This window comes from Micromonospora sp. WMMD730 (assembly GCF_049178955.1).
GTDB lineage: Bacteria > Actinomycetota > Actinomycetes > Mycobacteriales > Micromonosporaceae > Micromonospora > Micromonospora wenchangensis.
Genome location: NZ_JBMHML010000002.1, coordinates 6,750,577 through 6,774,216, shown reverse-complemented (window position 1 = coordinate 6,774,216; position 23,640 = coordinate 6,750,577). Strand labels below are relative to the sequence as shown.

Genomic DNA, 23,640 nt, shown 5'->3' with positions numbered 1-23,640 from the left:
GGGTCGCGGAGGCGGTTCAGCCGAGCCGGTCCACCACCTCCGGGGTGAGGTCGTGCACCGAGGAGAGCACCACCGCAGCCAGTTCCGCCGCGTCCGGATCCAGCGGGTACGACCCGTGCGGCACCGCGACCACCCGCATCCCGGCGGCGGCGGCCGAGCGGACCCCGTTGGAGGAGTCCTCCACGGCGGCACACCGGGCCGGGTCGACCCCGAGCCGTTCGGCGACGGCCAGGTAGACGTCGGGCGCGGGCTTGCCCCGGGCGGTCCGCTCGGTCGACAGGGTCACCCGGAACTCGGCGGTGAGGTCCGCAGCGGTCAGTGCCGCGGCGATCAGCCGGGTCGGCGAGGAACTGGCCAACCCCAGCGGCCACCGCGCGGCCAACCGGCGCACCACCAGGTCGGCGTCGTCGATAAGCGGTACGCGCACCGCGTACCGCCGGGCCATCTCCTCGACCACCTCGGCGGCGACCTGCTCGGCGGTCCGGTCGACGCCCAGCTCACCGCTGAGGTATTCGGCCCACTCGCCGGTGCTCATCCCCATCAGCCGCCGCTGGGTGTCGGGCTGCCAGGTGCCGCCCCGCGCCGCCACGTACGCCCGGCGCACCTCCTCCCAGACCGGCTCGGAGTCCACGATCACGCCGTCCAGGTCGAACACCACCGCATCCACCGTCACCGCCCCATCCTCCCCGACGCCACCCGACCCTGGTCGCCCGGCGTCGGCAGTGCTCGCCGTTGTGAGGTGGCACCTCGCGAGTCAGCTCTGGTCGTCCTCGTCCGCCGGCGGCGTGGGGCGGCGGTGTTCCCTGATCCACTCTTCGACGTCCTCGGTCAACCACACCTTCATGCCACGCAGCTCCCGGTACGGCCTCGGGAAGGTGCGTCGGTTCGCGATCTGCTGAAACCGCGACCGGGAGACGCCCAGGCGTTGGGCGATCTCGTAGGGCCCCATCAGGTCGCCTGGCCCTCGGTCCATGTCCCGAACGTAGCCCCGGGGTCAGTCCTCGTCGGCGGGGCCGGGGCGGTTCGTGGCGATCCACGCCCGGACGGCCTTGCCATCCCAGACGCGGCCCATCTTCAGGGTGACGAAGGGGTCGGGGAATCCCTTGCGGCCCACGATGATCGTGGCGCGCTGCTTGCTGATCCCGCCCAGCAGGTCGCGGATCTCATCCAACCCGAGCAACTCCACAGGCTGACGCTATGGTCTGGCGCACTTGCATAAGGTGGTAGCGGGAAGTGCAACGTCCTTTGGGGTTGCCCTCGTACAATATCGTGTGATGTGGTGGACCGATGACAAGCCACGGACCTGTTCCGCCTGTCTGGACATGTGCCGGGTGTGAATCGCCCTGGCCATGTCCCACCCGCCGCAGGGAGTTGATCGCGGAGTACGACCGCGCTCCGGTGTCCCTCGCCGTCTATATGGGCGCGTATCTGGTGTCAGCCATGCAGGACATGGGCTGGGCTCCGGCTGGCACCCTCCACCGCAGATTCCTCGGTTGGCTGCCCGGGCCCAACCGGTCGGCCCGCCGACTCGTGATCAACCAAAGGCCATGGCCGGGCGGTGGGTCGTGACCGAGCCCGAGGTGCCGTTCTTGATCCAAGCGGCCTGGGTCGTTATTGACGACCACGCTGTCCAGCGTTGCCGTCACTGCCGCCCGGACGGCTGGTGCCCACGTGTGGCGATCTCGCGTGCTCGGATTCTCGCCTGGCGGCAGGTAAGGGACCTGCGATGACCACACTCCGAGCGGGTGACCTGATTGAGGTGACCCGGGCTGCCAGCGTCCAGTTCGTCAAGCCCATCCGGTGCCGGGTCATCCGGGTGCTGGACTGGATCACCTACGACGGTTGGTGCTGGCTCGACGTCTACCAACTGGACGACAAGGGGGAGGCCGTCGCCCGACGGTCGATCTTCGTACGGCCGGCGGGGTTGGTCGTCCACCGACGGACCGCCACCGTACCGGTCGGGCGACAGCGCGGCGGTCCGGATCGGACGTGCGGCCCTGAACAGGCGCAGAGCGGTCAGCGGTAGGCGGCGGCCTGGGTGCCGTAGAGGGTGGCGTACACGCCGCCGAGGCGGATCAGCTCGTCGTGGGTGCCCACCTCGCGTACCCCGCCCTCGCCGATCACGATGATCAAATCGGCGGTGCGGACCGTCGAGAAGCGGTGCGACACGAAAACCGTCACCCCGCCGCTGTCGGCGGCGACCCGGGCCGCCCCGTCGGCGTACCTGGCGAACAACCGGTGCTCGGCCTCGGCGTCCAGCGCCGACGCCGGCTCGTCCAGCACCATCAGCAGCGGGGCGTCGCGCATCATCGCCCGGCCGAGCGCCAACTGCTGCCACTGCCCGCCGGAGGCGTCCACCCCGCCGTCGGCGTGACTGCGCCCCAGCCGGGTGTCCAGCCCGTACGGCAGCTTGTCGGCGACGTCGCTGTGCGCGCGGGCCAGGCCGGTGCGGACCGCGTCGTCGTCGGTGGCCCGGGGCAGGTCCCCGATGCCGACCGCCAGCCGGGCGGTCAGCTCCGGCCGCGCGTAGTCCTGGAACGCGGCGGTGGTCCGCGCCCGCCAGGCGGCCAGGTCGAGATGACGCAGGTCGACCCCGTCGACCAGGATCGCCCCCCGGTCGGGTTCGTAGAACCGGTTGAGCAGCTTGACCAGCGTGGTCTTGCCCGCGCCGTTCTCGCCCACGACCGCCACCGTGCTGCCGGCGGGCAGCAGCAGGTCGACGTCACGCAGCACCGGCTTCGCCGCGCCCGGATAGGTGAAGCTCACCTGCCGCAGCCGGATGCCCTCCAGCAGGCGCGCGGGTGGTTGCAGTGGCGTGGCGGGCGCGTCGGGCGCGACGACCGGTGGGGGCACCAGGTCACGCACCTCGTCCAGGCGGCGCAGGGACCGGCCGCTGCGCGCCAACTGCTGGGTGATCGTCACCGCTGCGGCGACCTGGTGGTTGAGCTGCGAGGCGAGCATGATCGCCAACACCACGTCGCCGACGTCCGCCCGGCCGCGTACGGCGTCACGGACCACCAGGACCAGGGCGGCGACGTAGCCGAGGGCGAACACGGCCTGCCCGGCGGCGCGCCACAGGCCGGCGGCCAGCTCGCCGCGCCAGAGGCGGGCGGTGGCGCGCTGCCAGTGCGTGGCGTAGCGCTGCTGGAGGTGCCCCTCCAGGCCCAACAGGCGCAGCTCCTTGGCCGAGGCCGCCGTGGTGGTCAGCTCGAACAGGTGCCGGGCCTGCCGGGTGTCGACGACGCTGTCCGTACGGGCCCGGTCGGCGGCGGCCTGGGCCCGGCGACCGGCCAGCACCGGCAGCGCGGCCAGCAGCGGCAGCAGCACCAGCGCCGGATGGGTCAGGGTGAGCAGCACGGTGGTCAGCAGCAGGCCGACCGCCAGCGAGCCGCCGGTCAGCAGCGCCTGGAGACCCTCGCCGATGCGTTGCAGCTCGTCCTGGGCCAACGCCATCCGGTCGGCGTGCTCGGGCCGCTCGTGGTGGTCCAGGTACGGGGTGCCGTTGCTGATCTCGATGAGCTGCTCGTCGGTGCTGAGCACGTTGAGCTCGGACACCTCGAAGTACCCGATGTGCGCGAAGTGTGCGCAGGTCAGCGCAGCGATCGCGGCCACCGCGACGGCCAGCCCCGCCCAGGCCGCCGCCCCGGCCCGGCCGGCCGCCGCCGCGTTCGTGAGGTGTTTGAGCGCCACCGCGCTCGCCGGCACCGCCACCGCGTTGCCCAGCATCAACGCCAGCGCCACGGCCATCTTGCGCCGGTCCTGCCGCCACGACAGCCGCAGCAGCCCGGTGATCGCCCGCATCATCGCCTCAGCCCACCCGCTGCGCCAGCGGACCGGCGCCCTCGTCGGTGTCCCGGTCGTCCCCGTCGTCGGCGAACCGCTCCGCCTGGAGGGTGAACATTGCCGCGTACCGGCCGCCCGCCGCCATCAGTTCGTCGTGGCTGCCCTGCTCGACGACCCGCCCACCGTCGAGCAGGACGATCCGGTCGGCCAGCCGAACGCTGGACAGCCGGTGCGAGATGAGCACCGTCGTGCGACCCCGGGTCAGCTCGGCGAACCGGGCGAAGAACTCGGCCTCGGCCCGCACGTCCAGCGCCGCCGTGGGCTCGTCCAACACCAGCACCGTGCTCCCGTGGTAGAGCGCGAACAGGGCACGGGCGATGGCGATGCGCTGCCACTGCCCACCGGACAGGTCGACCCCGCCGTCGTACGCGCGCGACAGCAACGTGTCCAGGCCGTCCGGCAACGCGTCGAGGGTGTCGAGCAGCCCGGCCGCCTCCGCCGCGCGGCGGATCCCGGCCCGGTCGTCGAGCTGTTCCACCGCGCCGAACCCGATGTTGGCGGCCACCGACAGCTCGTAACGGACGAAGTCCTGGAACACCACGGCGATCCGCCGCTGCCAGTCCCGGGCCGGCAGGTCGGCGAGGTCGACGCCGTCGGCGCGCACCGCACCGGCATCCGGCGAGTAGAGCCGGGCCAGCAGTTTCACCAGGGTCGTCTTGCCCGCGCCGTTCACCCCGACCAGGGCCGTGCAGCGTCCGGCGGGGATGTGCAGGTCCAGGCCGTCGACCACCGGCGCGGCCGCGCCCGGGTAGCCGAAGCGCACCCCGGTGAAGTCGATGGCCGGGGCGGCGGTGGGGGGCGGCCCGGCACCGCCCCGGTCGGCGGGTTCCGGGTAGCGGGCCATGGCCTGCTCGAACGCGGTGATGGCGGTCTCGGCGTTCATGCCGTACTGGGTCTGGGTGTCGGAGTCCGGGTAGAACTCGCCCAGCCGGATCAGCGCCAGCACCGCCTGCAACACCAGCGCCAGCGCGGCCAGGTCGTACGCCCCGTCGGCGGCGCGGACCCCGGCCAGCGCCAGCACGGCCGCCACACCGACCAGCCCCACCGCCGTGTACGCCAGGTAGGGCCGCAGGTAGATCCGGCGGCGCTCGGCCCAGACGGGGGCCAGGGCCCGGCGGTAGACCTGCCGGTAGCGCTCGGTCAGCCAGCCGGTGAGCCCGAAGACCCGCAGCTCCTTCGCGGCGGCCGGGCCCATCGCCAGCCCCCGCAGGTAGCGGCTCTCCCGGCGCAGGGCCGCCACGTCCCGGATGACCCGGGCGTAGCGGCGCAACCCGCCACGCTGGCCGTGCCGGAACAGCAGCACCACCGCCAGCATGACCAGCGCCGCCCACGGCCCCAGCACCACCGCCACCACCACCGTGAACCCGGCGACCTGGGTGTACGGCCCGACGAGCGCGATCAGCCCGGCGTAGGCCGCGCCCGGGGTGCGGAACGCGAACCGCAGCTCGTGCCCGGCCTCGCCCAGCTCGTCCAGCACCGCCGGGTCCTCCAGCGGGGTGATCTCCCGGGTCGACAGCGACGCCTGGATGAGCCGCCGGTACATGTGCCCGTCGACGCGGCGGCTGAGCTGCTCGGCGACGGCCTTCTGCGCCGCCTCCGCGAGTTGCGCCGCGATCAGCGCCGCCCCGGCGACGGCCAGCGGCCACCACACCCCGGCCGGTCGGGCGGTGCCGTGCAGCACCGGGCCGATCCGGCCGACGGTGGTGCTGACGGCGATCGCGAAGACGACCGGCAGCACCCCCCGGGACACGCTGAGCGCCAGCGCGACGGCACTCCAACCGGCTCCGGCGGCGGGCCACTGCCGGGCGATGCGCAGCCGGGCGGCGGCGGCCTCACGCCACTGCCCGACGCCGGAGGGGGAGGCGGTCATCGCGGTCAGCCGAAGATCTCGTCCCGCAGGGGCGCGGGCAGGTCCAGCTCCTGCGCGCAGGAGCGCACCGAGACCTCGTAGGACTCCACCACCTCGGGGCTGTCGGCCACGGCCAGCTCCGCGTCGGTCAGCACCGTGACCGACCGGGGCCGGAAGCGGTACTCGTCGGCGTTGCCGTGCAGACCGGGTACGACGTAGGGCTCCGGCTCCACCGGGTTGTGGATCTTCGACTGGTCGGAGTTGAGGTCGCCGGCGGCACCCCAACCGGTGAGCATCTCCGGCTGGTACAGGTGGCCGATGCCGAGGCGGTCGAACAACCGGGACACGGTCTCCTGCGGGGCGCGACTGCACTCGTACGGGAAGTGCGTCACCGCCAGCCCCTCGGCCCCGGCCCAGGCGCGCATCCGCGCGTAGTTGAGCGTGCTGAGCACGAAGTTCTCCACCACCCGCTCGCGCCCGATCTTGCCCTCCCACTTGGCCATCCACGAGTCGAGCGAGGCGCGCGGCTGCCGGTCCAGCACCAGCAGGCGCAGCCGGTCGACCGGCCAGCCGGCCTCGACGAGGCAGCGGGCCGGGTTGAACAGCGCCTCGAACGGCACGTACGGCCCGGCCATCTCCTTGGCGAACAACACCGGCTCGCCGTCGGGCAGCTTCCACGGCGAACCCTCGCCACCGGTCAGCGCGAACCGACCGATGGTCTTGACCGGCTGGTAGTAGGCCGCTGCCCGCGCCATGCCGAACAGGTTGGTCACGGCGGTCGAGCCGACCCGGCAGCGCCCCCAGCCGAGCACCAGCAGCGGGTAGTCGTCCGGGCCCCGGCCGGCGAAGCCGTCGCGCAGGGTATCCACGATCTGGGCGGTGACCTCGTCGACGGTGGTGGTGACGACCTGGTAGCGGCCGTCGGGCGGCAGCGCGACGGTGGTGAGGGCGTCGTCGCCGGCGGCGGCCAGCCGGTGCAGCAGCGGATAGGGGTCGGTCATCGGGACTCCTGGTGGTCGGAGGGGCGGGTGCGGCCGAGGTCGAGCAGCGCGGTGACGTCCCGCAGGGCCACCGGGCGCAGCGCGGCCTCGCACAGCAGCGACTCGACGCCCCGCAGCACCCGCTCGCCGACGGCGCCGGGCACCCGCCGGGTGTCGGCCAGCAACTGCAGCGCGCAGCCACCGGCCAGGTAGGGCATGGCCAGGAAGAAGGTCATGTCGTGCCGGGCCACGGCGGTGACCTGCCGCACGGTGGTCTGCGCCGCCAGGGCGGTCAGCGCGGCCCGGTCGGGCGGTTCCGCCGGCACGTCGAAGTCGCGACCCAGCCGGGCGTCGTTGAAGTACACCGACAGGTCGGCCTGCGCGCCCTCGGCCGCGATCAGCTCGTCCAGGGCGTCCGGCGGATAGGTGGCGTGGAAGTAGGACTCCGTCGAGTCGCGGTAGCAGCGCCGCACGGCGTCGTCGACGTCACCGTCGCCGATCTCGAAGACCAGCAGTGCGTTCTGGGCGATACCCGTGGCCAGTTGCCGCTGGCGGGGGGTGTTCCGGTTGCCCGCGATCAGCTTCACCACGGCCCGGTCGCGACCGGTCAACGCCGCCTGGACCAGCAGCGCGGCGGTCAGCACCACGGTGGACGACGACGCCCCCGTCCGCTCGGCCAGCGCGCCGGCCGCCGCCGCCACGGCGGTGGACTCCATCCGCCAGGTGACGACCGGCAGCGGACCCGCGTCCTGCTCCGGCCCGTCGAAGATCCGCTGCGGTACCAGGGGCAGCCGCTCCCGCCAGTACGCCAGGGACCGGTCGGCCCGGCGCTGCCCGGCCGGCGACGCCTCGTAGCCGGCCTGGTCCAACGGCTGCCAACCCGGCGCGGGCAGGGTCCGCTCGCCCTCGATCAGGGTGCGCAGCTCCGCCAGCAGCAGCTCCAGCGACCAGCCGTCCAGCGACACGTGCGAGGCGGCCACGGCCACGGCCTCGACCTGGCCGTCGACGCGCAGCAGCGCCCACCGGACCGGCCAGTCCCGGTCCAGCCGGAACGCGGTGCCGGCCAGTTCGGCGGCGGCGGCGTCCGCCGCCGCCGGCAGTTCGGCGGCGGTGGTGTCCCGCACCAGTGGCGCGTACGACCCGTCGGCGAGCAGGTGCTGGCAGGGTCCGTCGACGTCCTCGGTCATCAGGGTGCGCAGCACCTGGTGCCGCAGCACCAGCTCCGACCAGGCCGTGGTGACCCGCTCCGTGGTGACCGGGGCGGCCAGCCGCAGCACCCGCCGGATGTTGAAGTCCCGGCTGGCCTCGCCGAACCACTGCATCGGCCGGTACATGGCCAGCTGCCCCCAGGTCAGCGGCGCGGAACCGGCGGACGCCCCGGAGAACCGGGCCTGCACCGCCGCGTCCCCGACCGCCGGCTGGCCGGCGTCCGCCCGCAGCGACCGGTCCGGCTGCTCACCGGTGGGCGTCGCCGCGACCACGGGGGCCGGCGGCCGGTGGTCGGGCATCCCGGCGGCCAGGGCACGCACCGTACGCCTGTCGAACAGGTCGGCGATGCCCACCGGCAGGCCCAGCTCCTCGTCCAACCGGGTGACGACCTCGACCACCTGCAAGGAGTCGCCGCCGAGTTCGAAGAAGTCGTCGTCGACACCGAGGCGGTCCACCCGCAGCACCGCGCCGACCACCCCGGCCACCGCCGTCTCCAGGTCACCCGAGGGCGCGACGTACGCGGTGCTCAGCGCGGGCCTCACCACCGGCGTGGTGGGCAGCCGGCGGGTGTCGACCTTGCCGTTCGGGGTGAGCGGGTACTGCGCCACGTACAGGAACCGGCTCGGGACGGACGCCTCCGGCAGCAGACCGGCGGCGTGGGCGCGCAACTGTGCCTCGGTCGGCCGGGGCTCGTCCTCGGACCGCAGGTAGGCGACCAGGTGCAGGTCGTGGCCGTCGGGTTCGGCGATCACCACCGCCTCGGCGACGCCGGGGCAGCGGCGCAGCGCGTCCTCGACGGCGGGCGGCTCGACACGCTGGCCCCGGATCTTCACCTGCCGGTCGGCGCGGCCGAGCACGTCAAGCACCCCGTCCGGGCCCAGCCGGCCCAGGTCCCCGGTGCGCAGCAGCCGCCTCCCGTCGCCACCGGGGTGCGGGATCCACCGCTGGGCGGTCAGCACCGGCTGGCCGTGGTAACCCCGGCCGATCACCGCCCCGCCCAGGCAGATCTCGCCGGTCTGCCCCGGCGGCGCGGGCCGGCCCTGCTCGTCGAGGATGTGCACCTCGGCGTTGGGGATGGGGGCACCGACCGGCAGCCGTCGCCCGACCGTCCGGTCCGCGCCGATCCAGTACCAGGTCGCGCCGACGGTCTCGCTCATGCCGTAGTGGTTGCCGAAGCCCGACTTGGGGCTGCCGCTGATCCACGCGTCGAACTCGGGGGTCAGGTACAGCGGCTCGCTGCCGATCATGACCTGACGGGCGACGTCGTCGACGCCACCGAGGGCGGTCATCGCCCGCACGTGCGACGGGGTGAGCTTCAGGAACCCGCACGGGGCGGCGGCGGTCAACGCGATCAGGTCGTCGAACGCGACCGGCTCGGGCGCGACCTCCAGCTCCCAGTCCGCGACCAGCGCCGTGAACAGCGTCATCACCGACCCGACGAAGTACAGCGGGGCGTGCAGCACCGCCCGCTCCCCGGGCTGGAACGCGAACTCCTCGGCGCACCAGTGCACGTAGTTGACGAGCTGGCGGTGGGTGCCGAGCACCCCCTTGGGAGCGCCGCTGGTGCCGGAGGTGTACATGATGAACGCCAGGTTCTCGACCCGGCAGCCGCCGTCACCGTCGTCGCCGACCGGCTCCGGCAGGTCGGTCACGTCGAGCACGGTCGACGGGTAGCCGGCGTCCACGAGGCCCCGGTGCTCCGGGCCGGTCAGCAGCACCGGATCGCCCGCGTCGGCCAGGATCCGGGCCCGCCGGTCCGCCGGGTCGTGCACCGACAGCGGCAGGTACGCCGACCCGGCCGCCAGCACCGCGAGGATCGCCACCACCGCGTCCACCGAGCGGGGGAGCAGCACCGCGACCGGGGTCTCCGGCCCGGCGCCGTGGCCCCGCAGCACGCGGGCGGCGTGCCGGACCCGGTCCCGCAGCTCCCCGGCGGTGACCGCGACCCCGGCGCAGCGCACCGCGACGCGCCCCGGGTCGGCCGCCAGCGCCCGGTCGACGAGGACGTGCAGCGGGGTGTCCCCGAACGGGCGGCGGGGGCCGGTGGCGACCGACGACGTGGCGTCCACCGTGGCCGGTTCCGGCCGGATGGCGGGGCCGGTGCCGGCACCCCCGGCGGTACGCAGCGAGGCCGGCCGCAGGTCGGTCCAGTGTGCCGCGACGTGCTCCAGGCACGCCTCGACGGGCCCGGTGAACACCGTCGTCCAGCCGCCCGGCAGCGGCCGGTCCGCCGGCCACAGGGAGTACTGGTCCTCGCCGTTGACGACGACCTGCTGCGGGTCGACGCTCACGCGAGCCCTCCGACCGCCTGCTGTGCCGCGTCGAGCCGCTCGACGGCGTCCCGCCACGACTCCTTGGTGTACCAGTCGCCGCTGAACGCGGTGATCGCCGGGGCCCAGCCGTCGTGCGCGTCGGCGTAGCCGGCGATCTCGCGCCAGAACACGTCCACCAGCGCCGAGTACCGGCAGGCGGTCCGCAGGTCGGTCAGGGTGAACGGTGGCCCGTCCATGCGGACCAGCCGGATGTCGAACGCGCCCCGGTACTGCCGGCCACCGACCGTGAACGGCTGCTTCCACATCGCCGCCCCGGGGGCCCGCAGGGTGTAGCGGACGCGGGAGGTGCTGTGCCCACCGTGGCGCAGGTCGCCCCACTCGGCGATGTCGGGCACCAGCGGCGGGAAGAAGTAGTGCCGCTGGCGGGGCACCTCGACCCGGTCGAAGTTACCGGGCACGAAGTGCCAGCGGTTGTACATCATCCGCTGCGCCACCTGCCACAGGATGTCGGTGACGGCGGGGGCGGGCAGGTCGGCGGCCATCCGGGGGCTGGGCAGCACGCAGCAGAAGAAGTCGGGTTTCTTCAGCCCCGCCACCTCCTCGTCGTACCGCCCGGCGGGACCGTCGAGGCGGGACAGGTCGCGGATGCCGCTGGACATGCCGTAGTCGGCGTGACTGTCGACGACCGCGCCCAGCACGATGCCCTCCAGGATGCCGGTCAGCTCGCGCTCGTCGCCACCCGCGTGCACGTTGCGCAGGGCGGCCGTGGTGGCGTGACGCACCCAGGAGGCGGCGTCCTCGCCGTCGACCGGCTCTGACCGGACGCCGGTCGACGTCCGCAGGGTCGGCGGCAGCTCGACCTGACTGCGCTGCTCACCCTCCCACGGCAGCAGGTACTCGTCCTTGGCGTAGGTCAGCCCGTTGATCCGCCGGTAGCGGATGTGACCGCTGCCGTCGACGAGTTCGACCAGCTCACCGGCGAGCGTGGCCAACTCGGCCAGGGTCGCGGTGCTCAGCTCCCGGGTGACCTGCCCGTCGAGCGCGCGCAGGTACGTCGCGCAGCGGGTGGTCAGCACCTTGCGGAGGCTGACCGCGTTGAGCTGGCGGCCGTTGAACTCCTCGAACCGGACCGCCCGGCCGGTGCGGAACAGCAACTGGATGGACGCGACGAAGAGCCGCTCCTCCGGGCTCCAGTCGGCCGGTGGACGGCCCCGCAACGCGGGCAGCACGCCGTCGCGGATGAGCGTGCTGGAGCCGGAGTCGGAGCGGGAGAACACCCGGCGCTCGACGAAGATCAGGACGGTCTCGACCCGTTCGACCCAGTCGATGACCTCCTCCAGCCGTTCCGGCAGGCTGCCGTCGGCGTGCCAGGTGTGCAGCATCTGGTCGAGTTCGCGGCGCTGGTGCTCCTCCTCGACCTGGGCCGGCAGCCACTCCTCGTCGATCATCTCGACCATCCACCCGGGCAGGGCGAGTTCGGCCACCACCTCTTCGGCCGGCAGGTCGCCGCGCGCCGGTTCGTGGATGGTCAGCTTGCCCAGCGCCGAGTGGGCCAGCACGAACTGGCCGGCGGTGGCGTCGGTGCCCGGTGCGGTGAGCCGGAGGTGCTGCCGGCCGAGCAGGTGCCGGACGATCGCCTGCTCACGCAGGGTCAGTCCGTCGAAGGCGGACCGGAAGGGCACCTTGCCCGCCATGGTGAGCAGTCGCAGGACGGCCGTCTGGGCGCTGCTGTCGAACAGTTCGACAGGGTCGCGCACGTCGCGCAGTTCCTGGCTCCACTGGTCGAATTTCGTACGTCGCACGGTCCCGCCTTTCTCGACCAGGGCAGGCTGCGGCGTTCGCACGATGAGGCTCGTACGACGACGGCCACCGCCGTGCGGTGACGACAGGGCATGCGGCGGCCGGCAGCCGACCTGGAGGGTGGAAGGCTCCCGTGGCAGTGCCACGGCGAGAAGGAGACGACACTCCACCCCGGTGTGGGAGCGCTCCCGATCACGAAGTCTCGCCGACGATGAAACATGTGTCAACAACGTGTATCGGCCACCGACGACCTGCTACGACGCGACTACCCGGTACGGCACCGATGGTCCGATCCGGGCGACGGGCCGGGGGTGGTCAGGAGGAGAGCGCGGGGAGCCCGATCGGGCTGTCCGCGGGGATGACCGTGTGGCAGGCGCGGGCGACCGGCACCAGCAGCTCGCGGAGCCGTCGCGTGCCGTCCGGGCCGAGGGCCAGCCAGGGACGGGCGGCCGCCCGGTCGGTCGCGTCCTCCACGGCCCGCAGCCCGGCGTGCCCCACCTCGGTGGGGGTGCCCTCGCCGGTCAGCCAACCCCGGTCGACCAGCCGGGCCCGCGCCTGCGCCCACTCGTGCCCGGTCCAGCCCCGGCCGAGCAGGTGCTCCTCCGGCCGGTCCTGGGCGACCCGGAACGCCAACGTCTCGACCGGGTCGAGGCCGGCGGCGACCAGGGCCGCCACGTGCCCGTCACCGCGGTGCTCGCGCAGCGTGGTGGCCGCCTGCCAGAGCCGGGCCAGCGGGTAGTCGCCGCGTGGCAGGGCGGCGTTGGCCGCACCGAGCACCCGGCCGGCGGTGTCCGCCCCGACCGCCGCGACCTCCAGCAGCTCGGCCGCCTCGGCCAGGTGCGCCTCGGGGAGTTCGTAGGTGAGTTCGGCGAGCGCCTGCACAGCCCCGGTGAGCCGGGCGCGCAACGCCTCCTCGGGGGCGGCGAGCTGCCACACCGCCGGCAGCGCCCGGCCCACCATCGGCGGGGCGAAGGTGAAGAAGACGGCGGTCACCGGGGCGGCGTCGACCGCCCCCAGCGGGGCGGCCCGACCCGCGAAGTAACCCCGCCAGTAGCCGCGCAGCCCGATCGCCTCGGTGGCGGCGCGGGCCCGGGGATGGAAGTAGGTGATCGCGTGCAGGGGTTCGACGTGCGTCCACATCAACCGGGCGGTGCGCCCGGGATCGTCCAGCGGCGGCACGCGCACCTCCGGGTCGGTGGGGTCACCGTGGCGCGGACCGGCCGCCCACGGTGACCCCGAACCTACTGCCGGTAGGTGCCGGCCGGAAGACCCGTGTGGTCTACTGCACCGCCAGCACGTCGACGATGAACCGCAGCGGGCCGGCGGGCGCGCCGGGACGCTGCGGCTTGTCGCCGTACGCCAGGTCGGCGGGGATGTCGAGCTGGACCCGGCTGCCCACGGTCTGACCCTGCATGCCCTGGTCCCAGCCGGGGATGACGTTGCCCTGGCCGAGGCCGAAGGTGAACGGCTCGGACCGCTTCCAGGAGGCGTCGAACTCCTCACCGGTCTTGTACGACACACCCACGTAGTTCACGGTGATCTGCTGGCCGGCCTGGGCGGCCGGGCCGGTGCCCCGGATCAGCGGGGTGGCCTTGAGCCCGGTCAGCTCGCCCTCGCCCTTGGTAGCCTGCGGCTTGGTGCACAGCGCCTGGTCGGCACCCTCGGGCAGCTTGGGGAAGTCACCCGCGCAGCCGGCCGGTGCCGCAGCCGGCTTCGGGTCGTCCTTCTCGCCGTTGCGGACCACCACGAACACCCCGACGATCACCGCGATGACGGCCACGCCGGCGACGGCGCCCAGCCACGCCTGCCGGCGCTTGCGCTTCTCGGCGGCCTTCTGGGCCGCCAACTGGGCGGCGAGTCGCCGCTGTGCCTTCGTCTCCGGGGCCTGACCCTGGCCCGCCGAACGGTTCTCCGTACGCTCGCTCACGTCCTCGACTCCCTGCTGATGTGGGTGGCCGGCCCGGCGACCGGTTCCGTGGCCAGCGCACACGGTACCCGGATCGATGCCGAGGGTGGGCCGTCGCCCGCCAGTCGTGTCCGGTCATCGGGTCGGGCCTCCCGGTTCGTGCCCGTCTTCCCGGGTGGCGGGGGCCGTCCGGCGGTAGGTTCTCGACCATGGCGATCCTCACCGACGAAGACAAGGCCCTGCTCGCCGAGCCGCAGCTCGCCCACGTGGCGACCATCGAGGCGGACGGCACCCCGCACGTCACCCCGGTCTGGGTGGACGTCGACGGCGAGCACATCGTGTTCAACACCGCCAGGGGGCGGCAGAAGTACCACAACATCGCCCGCAACCCGGTGGTCGCGGTCTCCGTGGTCGACCGGGCCGACGACTTCCGCACCCTGTGGGTGAAGGGCACCGCCGAGTTCGTCACCGAGGGCGCCGACGCGCACATCGACCGGCTGGCGAAGAAGTACCTCGGGCAGGACACCTACCCGTTCCGGCGGCCCGACGAGGAGCGGGTGATCGTCCGGATCACCCCCACCGAGAAGCTCGGCCGGGGCTGACCGACGCACGACCCCGGCGGGACGGCCCACCGTCGCGCCGGGGGACGGGGCGCGGGTCCGCCGCTCAGGCGCTGCGGCGCGGGGCGGCCTTCTTCTCGGCGGTCTTCTTCGCCGGGGCCTTGGTGGCCTTCTTCTCCGTGGTCTTCTTCGCGGCGGTCTTCTTCGCCGGCTCCGCCTTCGTCGCCGGGGTCCTCTTCGCGGTGGCCTTGCCGGCGGTGGTCTTCTTCGCCGGTCCGGCCTTCGCCGCCGGTGTCTTCGCCGCCTGCTTGGCCGACCGGGCCGACGAGATCGGCGTCGGCTCGCCGGCCCCGCCGGAGGGCGCCTCGCCCCGGGCCACCCGGGCCCGCTCCACGGACGCCTTCAGCGCCGCCATCAGGTCCACCGCGGCGGCCGGCGCGGCCTCCTCCTCCGCCGGCTGGACCACCTCGCGGCCCTCCACCTTGGCGTCGATGACCTCCTGCAACGCCGCCCGGTAGTCGTCGGTGAAGGCGTCCGGCTGGAATTCGCCGGCCATCGAGTCGATCAGGGAGGCGGCCATCGCCAGCTCCGGCGGGCGGACCTTCAGGTCCTCGTCGAGGAAACCGAAGTCGGGGGTACGCACCTCGTCGGGCCAGAGCATCGTGTTGAGCAGCAGCACCCCGTCGCGGACCCGCAGGGTGGCCAACTGTTCCCGCTGGCGCAGCGCCACCTTGACGATCGCCACCCGCTCCGAGTCGGCCAGCGCGTCGCGCAGCAGCACGTACGGCTTGGTGGCGGTCCCCTCCGGCTCCAGGAAGTACGCCTTGTTGTAGAGGATCGGGTCGACCTGCTCGGCGGGGACGAACTCCAGCACGTCGATCGCCCGGGAACTGGTCAGCGGCAGGTCGGCGAAGTCGGCGTCGGTGAGGATCACCATCTCGCCGCCGCCCAGGTCGTAGCCCTTGGCGATGTCGTCGTAGCTGACCTCCTCGCCGCAGACCGAGCAGGTGCGCTTGTAGCGGATCCGGCCGCCGTCGTCGCGGTGCACCTGGTGGAACCGGATGTCCTTCTCCTCGGTCGCCGAGTAGAGCTTCACCCCGATCGAGACCAGCCCGAACGACACGGCTCCCTTCCAGATCGCCCGCATCCCGATGCTCCTCTCCCGCCCTGACCAGGATCGCAAACGATCGAAGCCCCCGCACGTGCTTCGGTGCGCAACTACAGTCGGACAGGTGCCCGGCGCGCCGTTGAAGCCGATGCTCGCGACGACCGGGCCGCTCCCGGTGGGTGCCGGCTGGGCGTACGAGTTCAAGTGGGACGGGGTCCGCGCGCTCGCCGACCTGACCGGGGGTCACCCGCACCTGTTCGCCCGCTCCGGCGTGGAGATCACCGCCGCGTACCCGGAGCTGGTGACGCTGGCCGAGCAGGTCGACGACGCGCTGCTCGACGGTGAGGTGGTCCTCTTCGACCCGGCCGGGCAGCCCTCGTTCACCGCCCTCGCCGAGCGGATGCACGTCCGGGACGGGGCGAAGGCGGCCCGGCTGGCGGCGACCCTCCCGGTCACGTACATGATCTTCGACCTGTTGCGGTGGCGCGGCGAGGACCTCACCGGGTGGCCGTACCACGAACGGCGGGCGGCGCTCGACGGCCTGGGGCTCGGCGCGGCCCGGTGGACGGTGCCCCCCTGCTTCACCGACGGTGCCGCCACCTACCAGGCGGCCGGGGAACACGGCCTGGAAGGGGTGCTGGCCAAGCGGGCCGACTCGGTCTACCGGCCCGGGGTGCGCTCACCCGACTGGGTGAAGGTCAAACTGGAGGTGACCGGGGACTTCGTCATCGGCGGCTGGCGGCCCGGGGCCCGGAAGATCGGCGGGCTGCTGGTCGGGGTGCCCGGCCCGGACGGGCGGCTCACCTACCGGGGGCGGGTCGGCGGTGGGATCGGCGCGGCCCTGGAACGGGAGCTGCTGCGCGAACTCGAACCGCTGCGCGCCGACGGGTCGCCGTTCGCCGGTGACGTGCCGCGCGAGGACGCCCGGGGTGCGATCTGGGTGACCCCCCGGATCGTGGTGGAGGTCAGGTACGGCCAGCGCACCCCGGACGGGCGGCTGCGCTTCCCCCGGGTGCTGCGGCTGCGCCCCGACAAGCCACCCGGGGAGGTGGAGGATGCCTGAGCGGGTGAAGGTCGAGGTCGACGGCCGGACGGTGGAGCTGTCCAACCTGGACAAGGTGCTCTATCCGGAGGCCGGCTTCACCAAGGGCGAGGTGATCGACTACTACACCCGGATCGCCCCGGTGCTGCTGCCGCACCTGGCCGACCGGGCGCTGACCCGGATCAGGTTCCCCAACGGCGTCACCGGCGGCTCGTTCTTCGAGAAGAACGCCCCCGCCGCCACCCCCACCTGGGTACGCACCGAGACGCTGCCGGTACCCGGGTCGAGCAGGGGTCGGGAGACCATCGACTACGTGGTCGCCGACGACCTGCCCACCCTGGTCTGGCTGGCCAACCTCGCCGCCCTCGAACTGCACACCCCGCAGTGGCGGATCGGCACCCACCCGGACCTGATGGTCGTCGACCTCGACCCGGGGCCGCCAGCCAGCCTGCGGCAGTGCTGCCGGGTGGCGGTCCTGCTGCGCGACCGGCTCGCCCGCGACGGGGTGACGGCGTACCCGAAGACCTCCGGCAAGAAGGGCATGCAGCTCTGCTGCCCGATCAGCGCCACCCAGGACGCCGACGTCGTCTCCGACTATGCGAAACGGATCGCCCAGGAGTTGGAGCAGGCACACCCTGACCTGGTCGTGTCCCGGATGGCGAAGAACCTGCGGCCGGGGAAGGTCTTCATCGACTGGAGTCAGAACAACGCGGCGAAGACGACAGTTGCGCCGTACTCGCTGCGGGCGCAGGCGGTGCCGGCGGTGTCGACGCCGCTGACCTGGGACGAGGTCGAGTCGGGGGCGGCCGGGAAACGGCCTGCGGCGAAGCCGTACACCGCCGGGGAGGTGCTGCGGCGGGTGGAGAAGTCCGGCGACCTGCTCGCCCCGCTGCTCGACGGCGGCCCGGCACTGCCGACGGCGTGAGCCGCGCGACGGCCCGGCCGACCCGCGTGAGCTGTGGCGGGTCGGCCGGGCCGATCGGTCGACTCAGCGCTGTCCGAAGACCTTCCGGTACGTGCCGAGGCGCAGCAGCACGGTCTCCCCGGTGGCGTCGAGCACGCCGTCGTTGTCGGTGATCGCGTAGACCTGGCCGTCACCGCCGACGGTCAGCCCCTCCAACTTCTCCTGGGTCCAGCCGTTGGTGGCCCGCAGCGCCGGCAGCACGTCGACGGCGAGGGTCTTGGGCAGCACCGTCAGCGGGCCGGCGGCGGCCGGGCCGGTCGGCAGCGGCACCGTGTAGATCCGCTTGACGACGGCGGCCGGGCCGGTGAGCTTGTCCCGTTCGATCACGGCGAGCCGGTCACCGACCACGGTGACCTCGGAGAGCCCGATCCAGTCACCGGGGACGGTGGTGCCCTCCAGCCGGTAGCCGAACCAGCTCCAACTGTCGGCCGTCACGTCGTACCGGCCGATCCGGACGATGCCGGCCGGGTCGCTGACGACCTCCCGCTGGAGCACCGCCCAGACGATCTCCCGACCGTCGCGGCCGGTGCTCGCGGTGACCCCCTCGAAGCCCTGCTTGCCCAGCCCGGCGGCGACCTGGGCCGGCAGCGGCACGACCTGCTCGGTACGCCCGTTGCCGTTCAACCGGACCAGCCTGTTCTCACTGCCCTTCGCGCCCTCGGCGGCCAGCCAGAAGCCGCCCTGCGGCCGGGCGAAGATCCCCTCCGCGTCGTACCCGACGGGGGTGCCGGCGGCGTCGGTCACGGTGGTCGCGTCGGCGACCACGGCCGGCGAGCGTCGGGTGTCGACGGTCAGGATCCGGGTCGGGGTGTACGCGGCGTCGGTGACGCTGTAGAGCTGCTGCGGCCGGCCCGGTACGGCGGACAGCGCGCCCAGCGCCCCCCAGCCGATCGGCGCGCCCGAGGCGTCGTCGGCCGAGACGATGCTCGGGAAGCCCGGCCTGTCCGCACCCAGCCGGTAGAGCGACACCGAGGCGCGGACACCCACCGAGGCGTCGTCGGTCTCGCTGGACACCGCGAGCAGGTCACGGGAGGGGATGGGGAGTAGCCCCTCCGGGCCGTTGGTGGTGGGCAGCACCTGGCGCAGCACCGGGGCGGTGGGCCGGGTGAGGTCGTAGACCGCGACGAAGTTGCTCCGTTCCGACCCGACGAACGCGTACCGCACGCCGTGGTACTCGGCGACGGCCACGCCCTCCGGCTCGGTGCCCTTCTTCGCGGCCCGGTCGTTGTTGTGCAGCCCGTAGCGGACCGCGAGACGCTCGAAGGTGTTGCCGGCGTCCCAGGCCACCTGGCCGGTCCGGCTGTCGAAGACCGACCAGCCCCGGGTGCCGCCCCGCCAGTCACCCTCGTTGGCGGTGGCCAGGTAGCGGTCGTTGATCCAGGCCACCGCGTCGGGTTCCCGGGGAACGTCGGTGATCGAGCGGGTCAGCTCGATCCGGCCGTCCTTGACCGTGTCGATGCCGCTGACCGAGGCGGTGCCGGCGCTGAACGCCCGGGTGATCCGGCCGGTCGGCACGTCCACCAGCACGACGCCGTTGTTCTCCTGGAGGGTGACCGCGAGCTGGTTACGCCCGTTGATCGAGACGTACTCGGGTTCCGGATCGGTGGGCTCGGTGATCCCGGCGGCGGCCAGCACCGGCAACGCCCGGCCGTCGGGCGCGGTCAGTGCGACGGTACGCAGCTTCCACCGCTGCGGCGTCGTCTTCCCGTCAAGGTCGATGAGCTGGACGAAACCGGCGGGCGCCTGCGGCAGGTCACCCTTCCTGCCGCCGGACGGGGTGGCGTCCTCGTCCCGCTCGTTCTCGATGGCGATCGCCGCGTACCGCTCGTCGTGGCTGATCGCGATGGAATCGGGCTGCCCGCCGAGGTCGATGCTGCGCACCCGCTGCCGGGTGGCCAGTTCGATCACGTCGAGGCGACCGGAGGGGGCGGTGTAGCTGGCGCTGGTGTTCACCACGACCAGCACGTACCGGCCGACCACCGCCACCGAGGTCGGCTCGTCCTCGGCGTCGCCGAGCTGCGCCAGGGAGAGGGTGCCGAGACCGCGCGGCTGGTCCGGCCGGCCGATGTCGAGGAAGCCGATCCGCCGGGCCGCCGCGTCGGTGTAGACCAGGGTACGGCCGTTCGGGCTGACCGCGGCGATCTCGGCCACCGTCGCGGTGGCCGGGTCCTCGCCGGCCGGCCGGTTCTGGAACACCGGGTAGGTGGCAGTGCGGTCGAAGGTGAGCTTCCGGTCCGGGTAACCCTGGCTGGCCGCCGTACTGCCCGGGGCGGTGTGGTCCGGCGCGGCGACCGCACTGCCCGGGGCGGTCAGGGTGGCCAGTGCCAGGCCGGCCACCACTGTCGAGGCGAACACTCTTGTCGCTGTCACTGCTCCTCCGAACGTTTCGATTCGGACGGAGGCTGGCAGGCGTGACCGAGCGCAGGTCGACCAGCGGGTTAACGGCCGGCGACGGGCCGGCGGTGAGCTGGCTCGCCGGCCTCGTCGTTTCGGTCCCTCTTGCCTGGTCGAAGGGGTGGCCGGGCGGCCCGACCCGGTCACCGCACGACGACGGCCGATCCGGTCAGCGCTCGATGATGACGCCGTTCGCGTCGATGCCGTGGTCCCGCCAGTAGACGTCCCACTCGTCGTCGACGTGCTGCGGGACCTTGCCCTGCGGGTACCGGACGTACGGCGCGGTCGGCTCCTGGCCGTCGGGGAAGCAGGCGCTGCCGCCCTGTCCACCCACCGCGATCGCCGGGTACTCGCCATCGCTGCAGATGCTCTCCCGGTAGCCGCAGCCGCTGGTCAACAGCAGGCCGCCCAGGCCCACCCCGGCAAGAACGATCATGATCCGCGTACGCATGGGTCGAGTCTCGTGGCGACGGGCGGCGCTGTCATGCGCACGCGTACTCAACTCTTCCCGGCTCGGTAGGGTGGGGCGTTCCGTCCGGACAGGAGGACCGATGGTTGCCCACCTCGCCGTCACCACGTCGACCGACCTGCCTGAGCAGGCAGAACAGCCACTGCTGACCTACTGCGACGACGCAACCGGGGAGCGGACGGAGCTGACCGCGAAGCAGCTCGGTGACTGGGCGGCGCGCACCGCCGGCCTGCTGCGCGACGGGTGCGGGCTGGGGCCGGGCAGCCGGGTCGCGGTGCTGCTGCCGCCACACTGGCGTACCGCTGCGGTGTTGCTCGGGGCCTGGTCGGTGGGGATGGCGGTGTCGTTCCGGCCGCGCGCCACCGCCGGGTTGCCGGTCCTCGAACCGGGCGGCGAGCGGCCGTACGACGCGGTCTTCGTCACCCCGGAACGCCTCGACGACTGGCTGGAGGACGTGCCCGACGGGGTGCACCGTTACCTCGTCGGCACCGCCCCCGGGCCGCTGACCGACGTGCCGGTGGGCTGGCTGGACTGGTCCGCCGAGGTGCTGCGGCACACCGACACCCCGCCCGACTACGCCGCCGTTCACCCGGCCGCTCCGGCCACCCCCGACGGCACGAGCTACGCCGTCTGGGGGCGCCTGGCGAAGGAGGTCGCCGCCCAACTCGACCTGCGCCCCGGCGACCGGCTGCTGGTCGACGCCGCCGAACACGAGCAACCGGTGAAGTGGCTGCTGGCCCCGCTGGCGGCCGGCGCCTCCGTGGTCGTCTGCGCCAACCTCGACCCCGCCACCCGCCCCACCCGCCTCACCACCGAACACGCCACCCGCACCCTCTGACCCACCCGCCTCACCCCGCTGGGCGTGCGCGTGGTGATCAAGAGGTTTGCGTCAGTCTTGATCTTCAAGTTGACGCAAACCTCTTGATCACCGGGCCGGGTGGGGCCGGGTGGGGGTGGGGGTGGCTGGGTGGGTTGTGATCAACTCAAGGGGGCTGGTGTAGCGGTATCGGGTTGAGTTTGATGGCGCTGCATCGGCTCTCCTGAGTGGATCATGATGGCGTGCCGGGCGGTGGGGTCAGCAGGTGGTGTTGCCGGCGGGGACCCAGCCGTCCAGGGACGGGTCCTCCGCACCGTGGCCGTAGATCCAGGTGTCGTTGTCCTCGGACCAGCCCTGCCCGTGCCAGCGGAACCCACGACCGGCGGTCAGGGTGCGCAGCACCTGGCCGTGCGGTGCCGTGCGCAGCCAGGTGTTCTGGGTGAGGTTGCAGAGGAAGCCGGGCGTATCGCTGGCCGAGGCCGGTGCGGCGGCCACGGCGGTGCCCGGGAAGGCGACGACCGCGATCGTCAGGACGTGCAGAATTCGGCGCTTCACTCTGGTTCCCTTCGACGTGCCGGCATCGACGGTCGACCGTCGACTGTGGACAGATTAGCCGTCGCGGGGGAGCTGCGCCGGTCGGGCGGAACGAGAGCAGCCCGGCCGACGGGAATACGGCGGTGCCGGTCAGTCGACCGTGGGTAGCTTCGGGCCGAGGACGTCGTCGGCGTCGACGATCGTGTACGCGTACCCCTGCTCGGCGAGGAAGCGCTGCCGGTGGGCCGCGTACTCGGTGTCGATGGTGTCCCGGGAGACCACCGTGTAGAAGTGCGCCTGCCGGCCGTCGGCCTTCGGCCGGAGCACCCGGCCCAACCGCTGCGCCTCCTCCTGCCGGGAGCCGAACGTGCCGGACACCTGGATCGCCACCGCCGCCTCGGGCAGGTCGATGGAGAAGTTGCCCACCTTGGAGATGACCAGCGTGCGCAGCTCACCCGAGCGGAACGCGTCGAACAGCCGCTCGCGCTCCTTGTTGGTGGTGGAACCCTGGATGATCGGCGCGTCCAGGTACTCCCCGAGCTGGTGCAACTGGTCGATGTACGCCCCGATCACCAGCACCTGGTCGTCGGGGTGCCGCTGCACGAGGGCGCGGACCACCGGCAGCTTGGTGCGGGCGGTCGCCGCCATCCGGTAACGCTCCTCGGCCTCCGCCGTCGCGTACGACATCCGCTCCGCGTCGGTCAGGGTGACCCGGACCTCGGTGCACTCGGCCGGGGCGATCCAGCCCTGCGACTCGATGTCCTTCCACGGCGCGTCGTACCGCTTGGGGCCGATCAGGCTGAACACGTCACCCTCCCGGCCGTCCTCGCGGACCAGGGTGGCGGTCAGACCCAGCCGGCGGCGGGCCTGCAGGTCCGCGGTGAACCGGAAGATCGGCGCGGGCAGCAGGTGCACCTCGTCGTAGACGACCAGACCCCAGTCGCGGGCGCCGAACAGGTCCAGGTGGGTGAACGCGCCGCCGCGCCGCGAGGTGAGCACCTGGTACGTGGCGATGGTGACCGGACGGATCTCCTTGCGCTCGCCCGAGTACTCCCCGATCTCCTCCTCGGTGAGCGAGGTGCGGGCGATCAGCTCCCGCTTCCACTGCCGGCCGGCGACCGTGTTGGTGACCAGGATCAGCGTGGTCGCCTTCGCCTCGGCCATCGCCGCCGCGCCGACCATGGTCTTGCCCGCCCCGCAGGGCAGCACCACCACCCCGGACCCGCCGGCCCAGAACGCCTCCACCGCCTCCCGCTGGTACGACCGCAGCGTCCACGGCCTGCCGCCGTCCTTGCCGGCCTCGGTCAGCTCGATCGGGTGCGCCTCACCGTCGACGTACCCGGCCAGGTCCTCCGCCGGCCAGCCCAGCTTGAGCAGCGCCTGCTTCAGCCGACCCCGCTCGGACGGGTGCACCCGGATCGTGTCGTCGTCGATCTTGTCACCGAGCATCCCGGCGAGCTTCTTGCTCTTGGCGACCTCGATCAGCACCATCCGGTCCAGCCCGCGCAGCACCAGCCCGTACGCCGGGTCGTTGGCGAGCTGGAGCCGGCCGTACCGGTCCATCGTGTCGGCCACGTCCACCAGCAGGGCGTGCGGCACCGGGTAGCGGGAGAACTTCAGCAGCGCGTCGACCACGGCCTCGGCGTCGTGCCCGGCGGCGCGGGCGTTCCACAGCCCCAGCGGGGTGAGCCGGTAGGTGTGCACGTGCTCCGGGGAACGCTCCAGCTCGGCGAAGGGCGCGATCGCCATCCGGCAGGACTGCGCGTCCGGGTGGTCGATCTCCAGCAGCAGCGTCTTGTCGGACTGCACGATCAGTGGTCCACCGCTCACGCCAGGTCCCCCTCCTCGGCCGGATTCCCCGACCGGCGGCGAATCCCGCCGCAGGCCGACCA

The 23,640-nt window shown here is 73.1% G+C and carries 20 protein-coding genes; 5 read left to right on the top strand and 15 right to left on the bottom strand.

Annotated elements, in window-relative coordinates; translation table 11 throughout:
* Positions 1-16: 16 nt before the first annotated feature.
* The 3 genes from ACN265_RS28895 to ACN265_RS28885 form a co-directional block, all read right to left on the bottom strand.
* Complete coding sequence (locus tag ACN265_RS28895) at positions 17-673, bottom strand: HAD family hydrolase (RefSeq protein ID WP_420118389.1); 657 nt, start codon at positions 671-673, stop codon at positions 17-19.
* 81 nt (positions 674-754) lie between these two features.
* On the bottom strand, positions 755-973 hold the full coding sequence (locus tag ACN265_RS28890) for a helix-turn-helix transcriptional regulator (protein ID WP_420118388.1): 219 nt from the start codon (positions 971-973) through the stop codon (positions 755-757).
* A 21-nt stretch (positions 974-994) separates the two neighbouring features.
* Positions 995-1,186 (bottom strand): hypothetical protein, encoded by a 192-nt coding sequence (locus ACN265_RS28885; RefSeq protein WP_420118387.1) that lies wholly within the window; start codon positions 1,184-1,186, stop codon positions 995-997.
* Positions 1,187-1,726: 540 nt separating this feature from the next.
* On the opposite strand from ACN265_RS28885, the gene ACN265_RS28880 reads away from it, so the two are divergent.
* Positions 1,727-2,026, top strand: a complete 300-nt coding sequence (locus tag ACN265_RS28880; RefSeq protein WP_421410680.1) for a hypothetical protein — start codon at positions 1,727-1,729, stop codon at positions 2,024-2,026.
* Here ACN265_RS28880 and ACN265_RS28875 read toward each other — a convergent pair.
* From ACN265_RS28875 to ACN265_RS28845, 7 genes are all read right to left on the bottom strand, one after another.
* The gene (locus ACN265_RS28875; RefSeq protein WP_421410679.1) at positions 2,017-3,804 is read right to left on the bottom strand and encodes an ABC transporter ATP-binding protein; all 1,788 of its coding nucleotides are present in this window, start codon (positions 3,802-3,804) and stop codon (positions 2,017-2,019) included. The genes ACN265_RS28880 and ACN265_RS28875 overlap by 10 nt on opposite strands.
* 4 nt (positions 3,805-3,808) lie before the next feature.
* Positions 3,809-5,713 (bottom strand): ABC transporter ATP-binding protein, encoded by a 1,905-nt coding sequence (locus ACN265_RS28870; protein ID WP_421410678.1) that lies wholly within the window; start codon positions 5,711-5,713, stop codon positions 3,809-3,811.
* 5 nt (positions 5,714-5,718) lie between these two features.
* Positions 5,719-6,693, bottom strand: a complete 975-nt coding sequence (locus tag ACN265_RS28865) for a hypothetical protein (RefSeq protein ID WP_421410677.1) — start codon at positions 6,691-6,693, stop codon at positions 5,719-5,721.
* A complete protein-coding gene (locus ACN265_RS28860; protein ID WP_421410676.1) occupies positions 6,690-10,172 on the bottom strand; it encodes an AMP-binding protein in 3,483 nt (1,160 codons plus the stop codon). The genes ACN265_RS28865 and ACN265_RS28860 overlap by 4 nt, the downstream gene beginning before the upstream one ends.
* Positions 10,169-11,956: a hypothetical protein gene (locus ACN265_RS28855; protein WP_421410675.1), complete on the bottom strand. Its 1,788-nt coding sequence runs from the start codon at positions 11,954-11,956 to the stop codon at positions 10,169-10,171. The genes ACN265_RS28860 and ACN265_RS28855 overlap by 4 nt, the downstream gene beginning before the upstream one ends.
* Before the next feature lie 313 nt (positions 11,957-12,269).
* A complete protein-coding gene (locus tag ACN265_RS28850) occupies positions 12,270-13,094 on the bottom strand; it encodes an SCO6745 family protein (protein ID WP_420118408.1) in 825 nt (274 codons plus the stop codon).
* Positions 13,095-13,233: 139 nt separating this feature from the next.
* Positions 13,234-13,881: an FKBP-type peptidyl-prolyl cis-trans isomerase gene (locus tag ACN265_RS28845; RefSeq protein ID WP_420118380.1), complete on the bottom strand. Its 648-nt coding sequence runs from the start codon at positions 13,879-13,881 to the stop codon at positions 13,234-13,236.
* Between the two features lie 188 nt (positions 13,882-14,069).
* Between ACN265_RS28845 and ACN265_RS28840 the strand changes: the two genes are divergently transcribed.
* Positions 14,070-14,462 (top strand): PPOX class F420-dependent oxidoreductase, encoded by a 393-nt coding sequence (locus tag ACN265_RS28840; protein ID WP_377684845.1) that lies wholly within the window; start codon positions 14,070-14,072, stop codon positions 14,460-14,462.
* Between the two features lie 64 nt (positions 14,463-14,526).
* Here ACN265_RS28840 and ACN265_RS28835 read toward each other — a convergent pair whose 3' ends face one another.
* Positions 14,527-15,567 carry a Ku protein gene (locus ACN265_RS28835; protein WP_420118378.1) on the bottom strand — a complete coding sequence of 347 codons (1,041 nt, stop codon included), beginning with the start codon at positions 15,565-15,567 and terminating at the stop codon, positions 14,527-14,529.
* 85 nt (positions 15,568-15,652) lie between these two features.
* Between ACN265_RS28835 and ligD (ACN265_RS28830) the strand changes: the two genes are divergently transcribed.
* On the top strand, positions 15,653-16,591 hold the full coding sequence (ligD, locus tag ACN265_RS28830; RefSeq protein WP_204925842.1) for a non-homologous end-joining DNA ligase: 939 nt from the start codon (positions 15,653-15,655) through the stop codon (positions 16,589-16,591).
* On the top strand, positions 16,584-17,495 hold the full coding sequence (gene ligD / locus ACN265_RS28825; protein WP_421410674.1) for a non-homologous end-joining DNA ligase: 912 nt from the start codon (positions 16,584-16,586) through the stop codon (positions 17,493-17,495). Before ligD (ACN265_RS28830) ends, ligD (ACN265_RS28825) begins: the two co-directional genes overlap by 8 nt.
* Positions 17,496-17,558: 63 nt before the next feature.
* Here the strand turns inward: ligD (ACN265_RS28825) and ACN265_RS28820 are convergent, their stop codons facing one another.
* Both ACN265_RS28820 and ACN265_RS28815 read right to left on the bottom strand, forming a co-directional pair.
* Positions 17,559-19,904: an esterase-like activity of phytase family protein gene (locus ACN265_RS28820; RefSeq protein WP_421410673.1), complete on the bottom strand. Its 2,346-nt coding sequence runs from the start codon at positions 19,902-19,904 to the stop codon at positions 17,559-17,561.
* A 193-nt stretch (positions 19,905-20,097) separates the two neighbouring features.
* Positions 20,098-20,379: an SCO0607 family lipoprotein gene (locus tag ACN265_RS28815; protein WP_363650272.1), complete on the bottom strand. Its 282-nt coding sequence runs from the start codon at positions 20,377-20,379 to the stop codon at positions 20,098-20,100.
* A gap of 100 nt (positions 20,380-20,479) precedes the next feature.
* Between ACN265_RS28815 and ACN265_RS28810 the strand changes: the two genes are divergently transcribed.
* Positions 20,480-21,235, top strand: a complete 756-nt coding sequence (locus tag ACN265_RS28810; protein WP_421410672.1) for a TIGR03089 family protein — start codon at positions 20,480-20,482, stop codon at positions 21,233-21,235.
* A gap of 237 nt (positions 21,236-21,472) precedes the next feature.
* Here the strand turns inward: ACN265_RS28810 and ACN265_RS28805 are convergent, their stop codons facing one another.
* Positions 21,473-21,769: a hypothetical protein gene (locus tag ACN265_RS28805; RefSeq protein WP_421410671.1), complete on the bottom strand. Its 297-nt coding sequence runs from the start codon at positions 21,767-21,769 to the stop codon at positions 21,473-21,475.
* A gap of 129 nt (positions 21,770-21,898) precedes the next feature.
* Positions 21,899-23,578: a DNA repair helicase XPB gene (locus tag ACN265_RS28800; protein ID WP_421410670.1), complete on the bottom strand. Its 1,680-nt coding sequence runs from the start codon at positions 23,576-23,578 to the stop codon at positions 21,899-21,901.
* Positions 23,579-23,640: the final 62 nt, after the last annotated feature.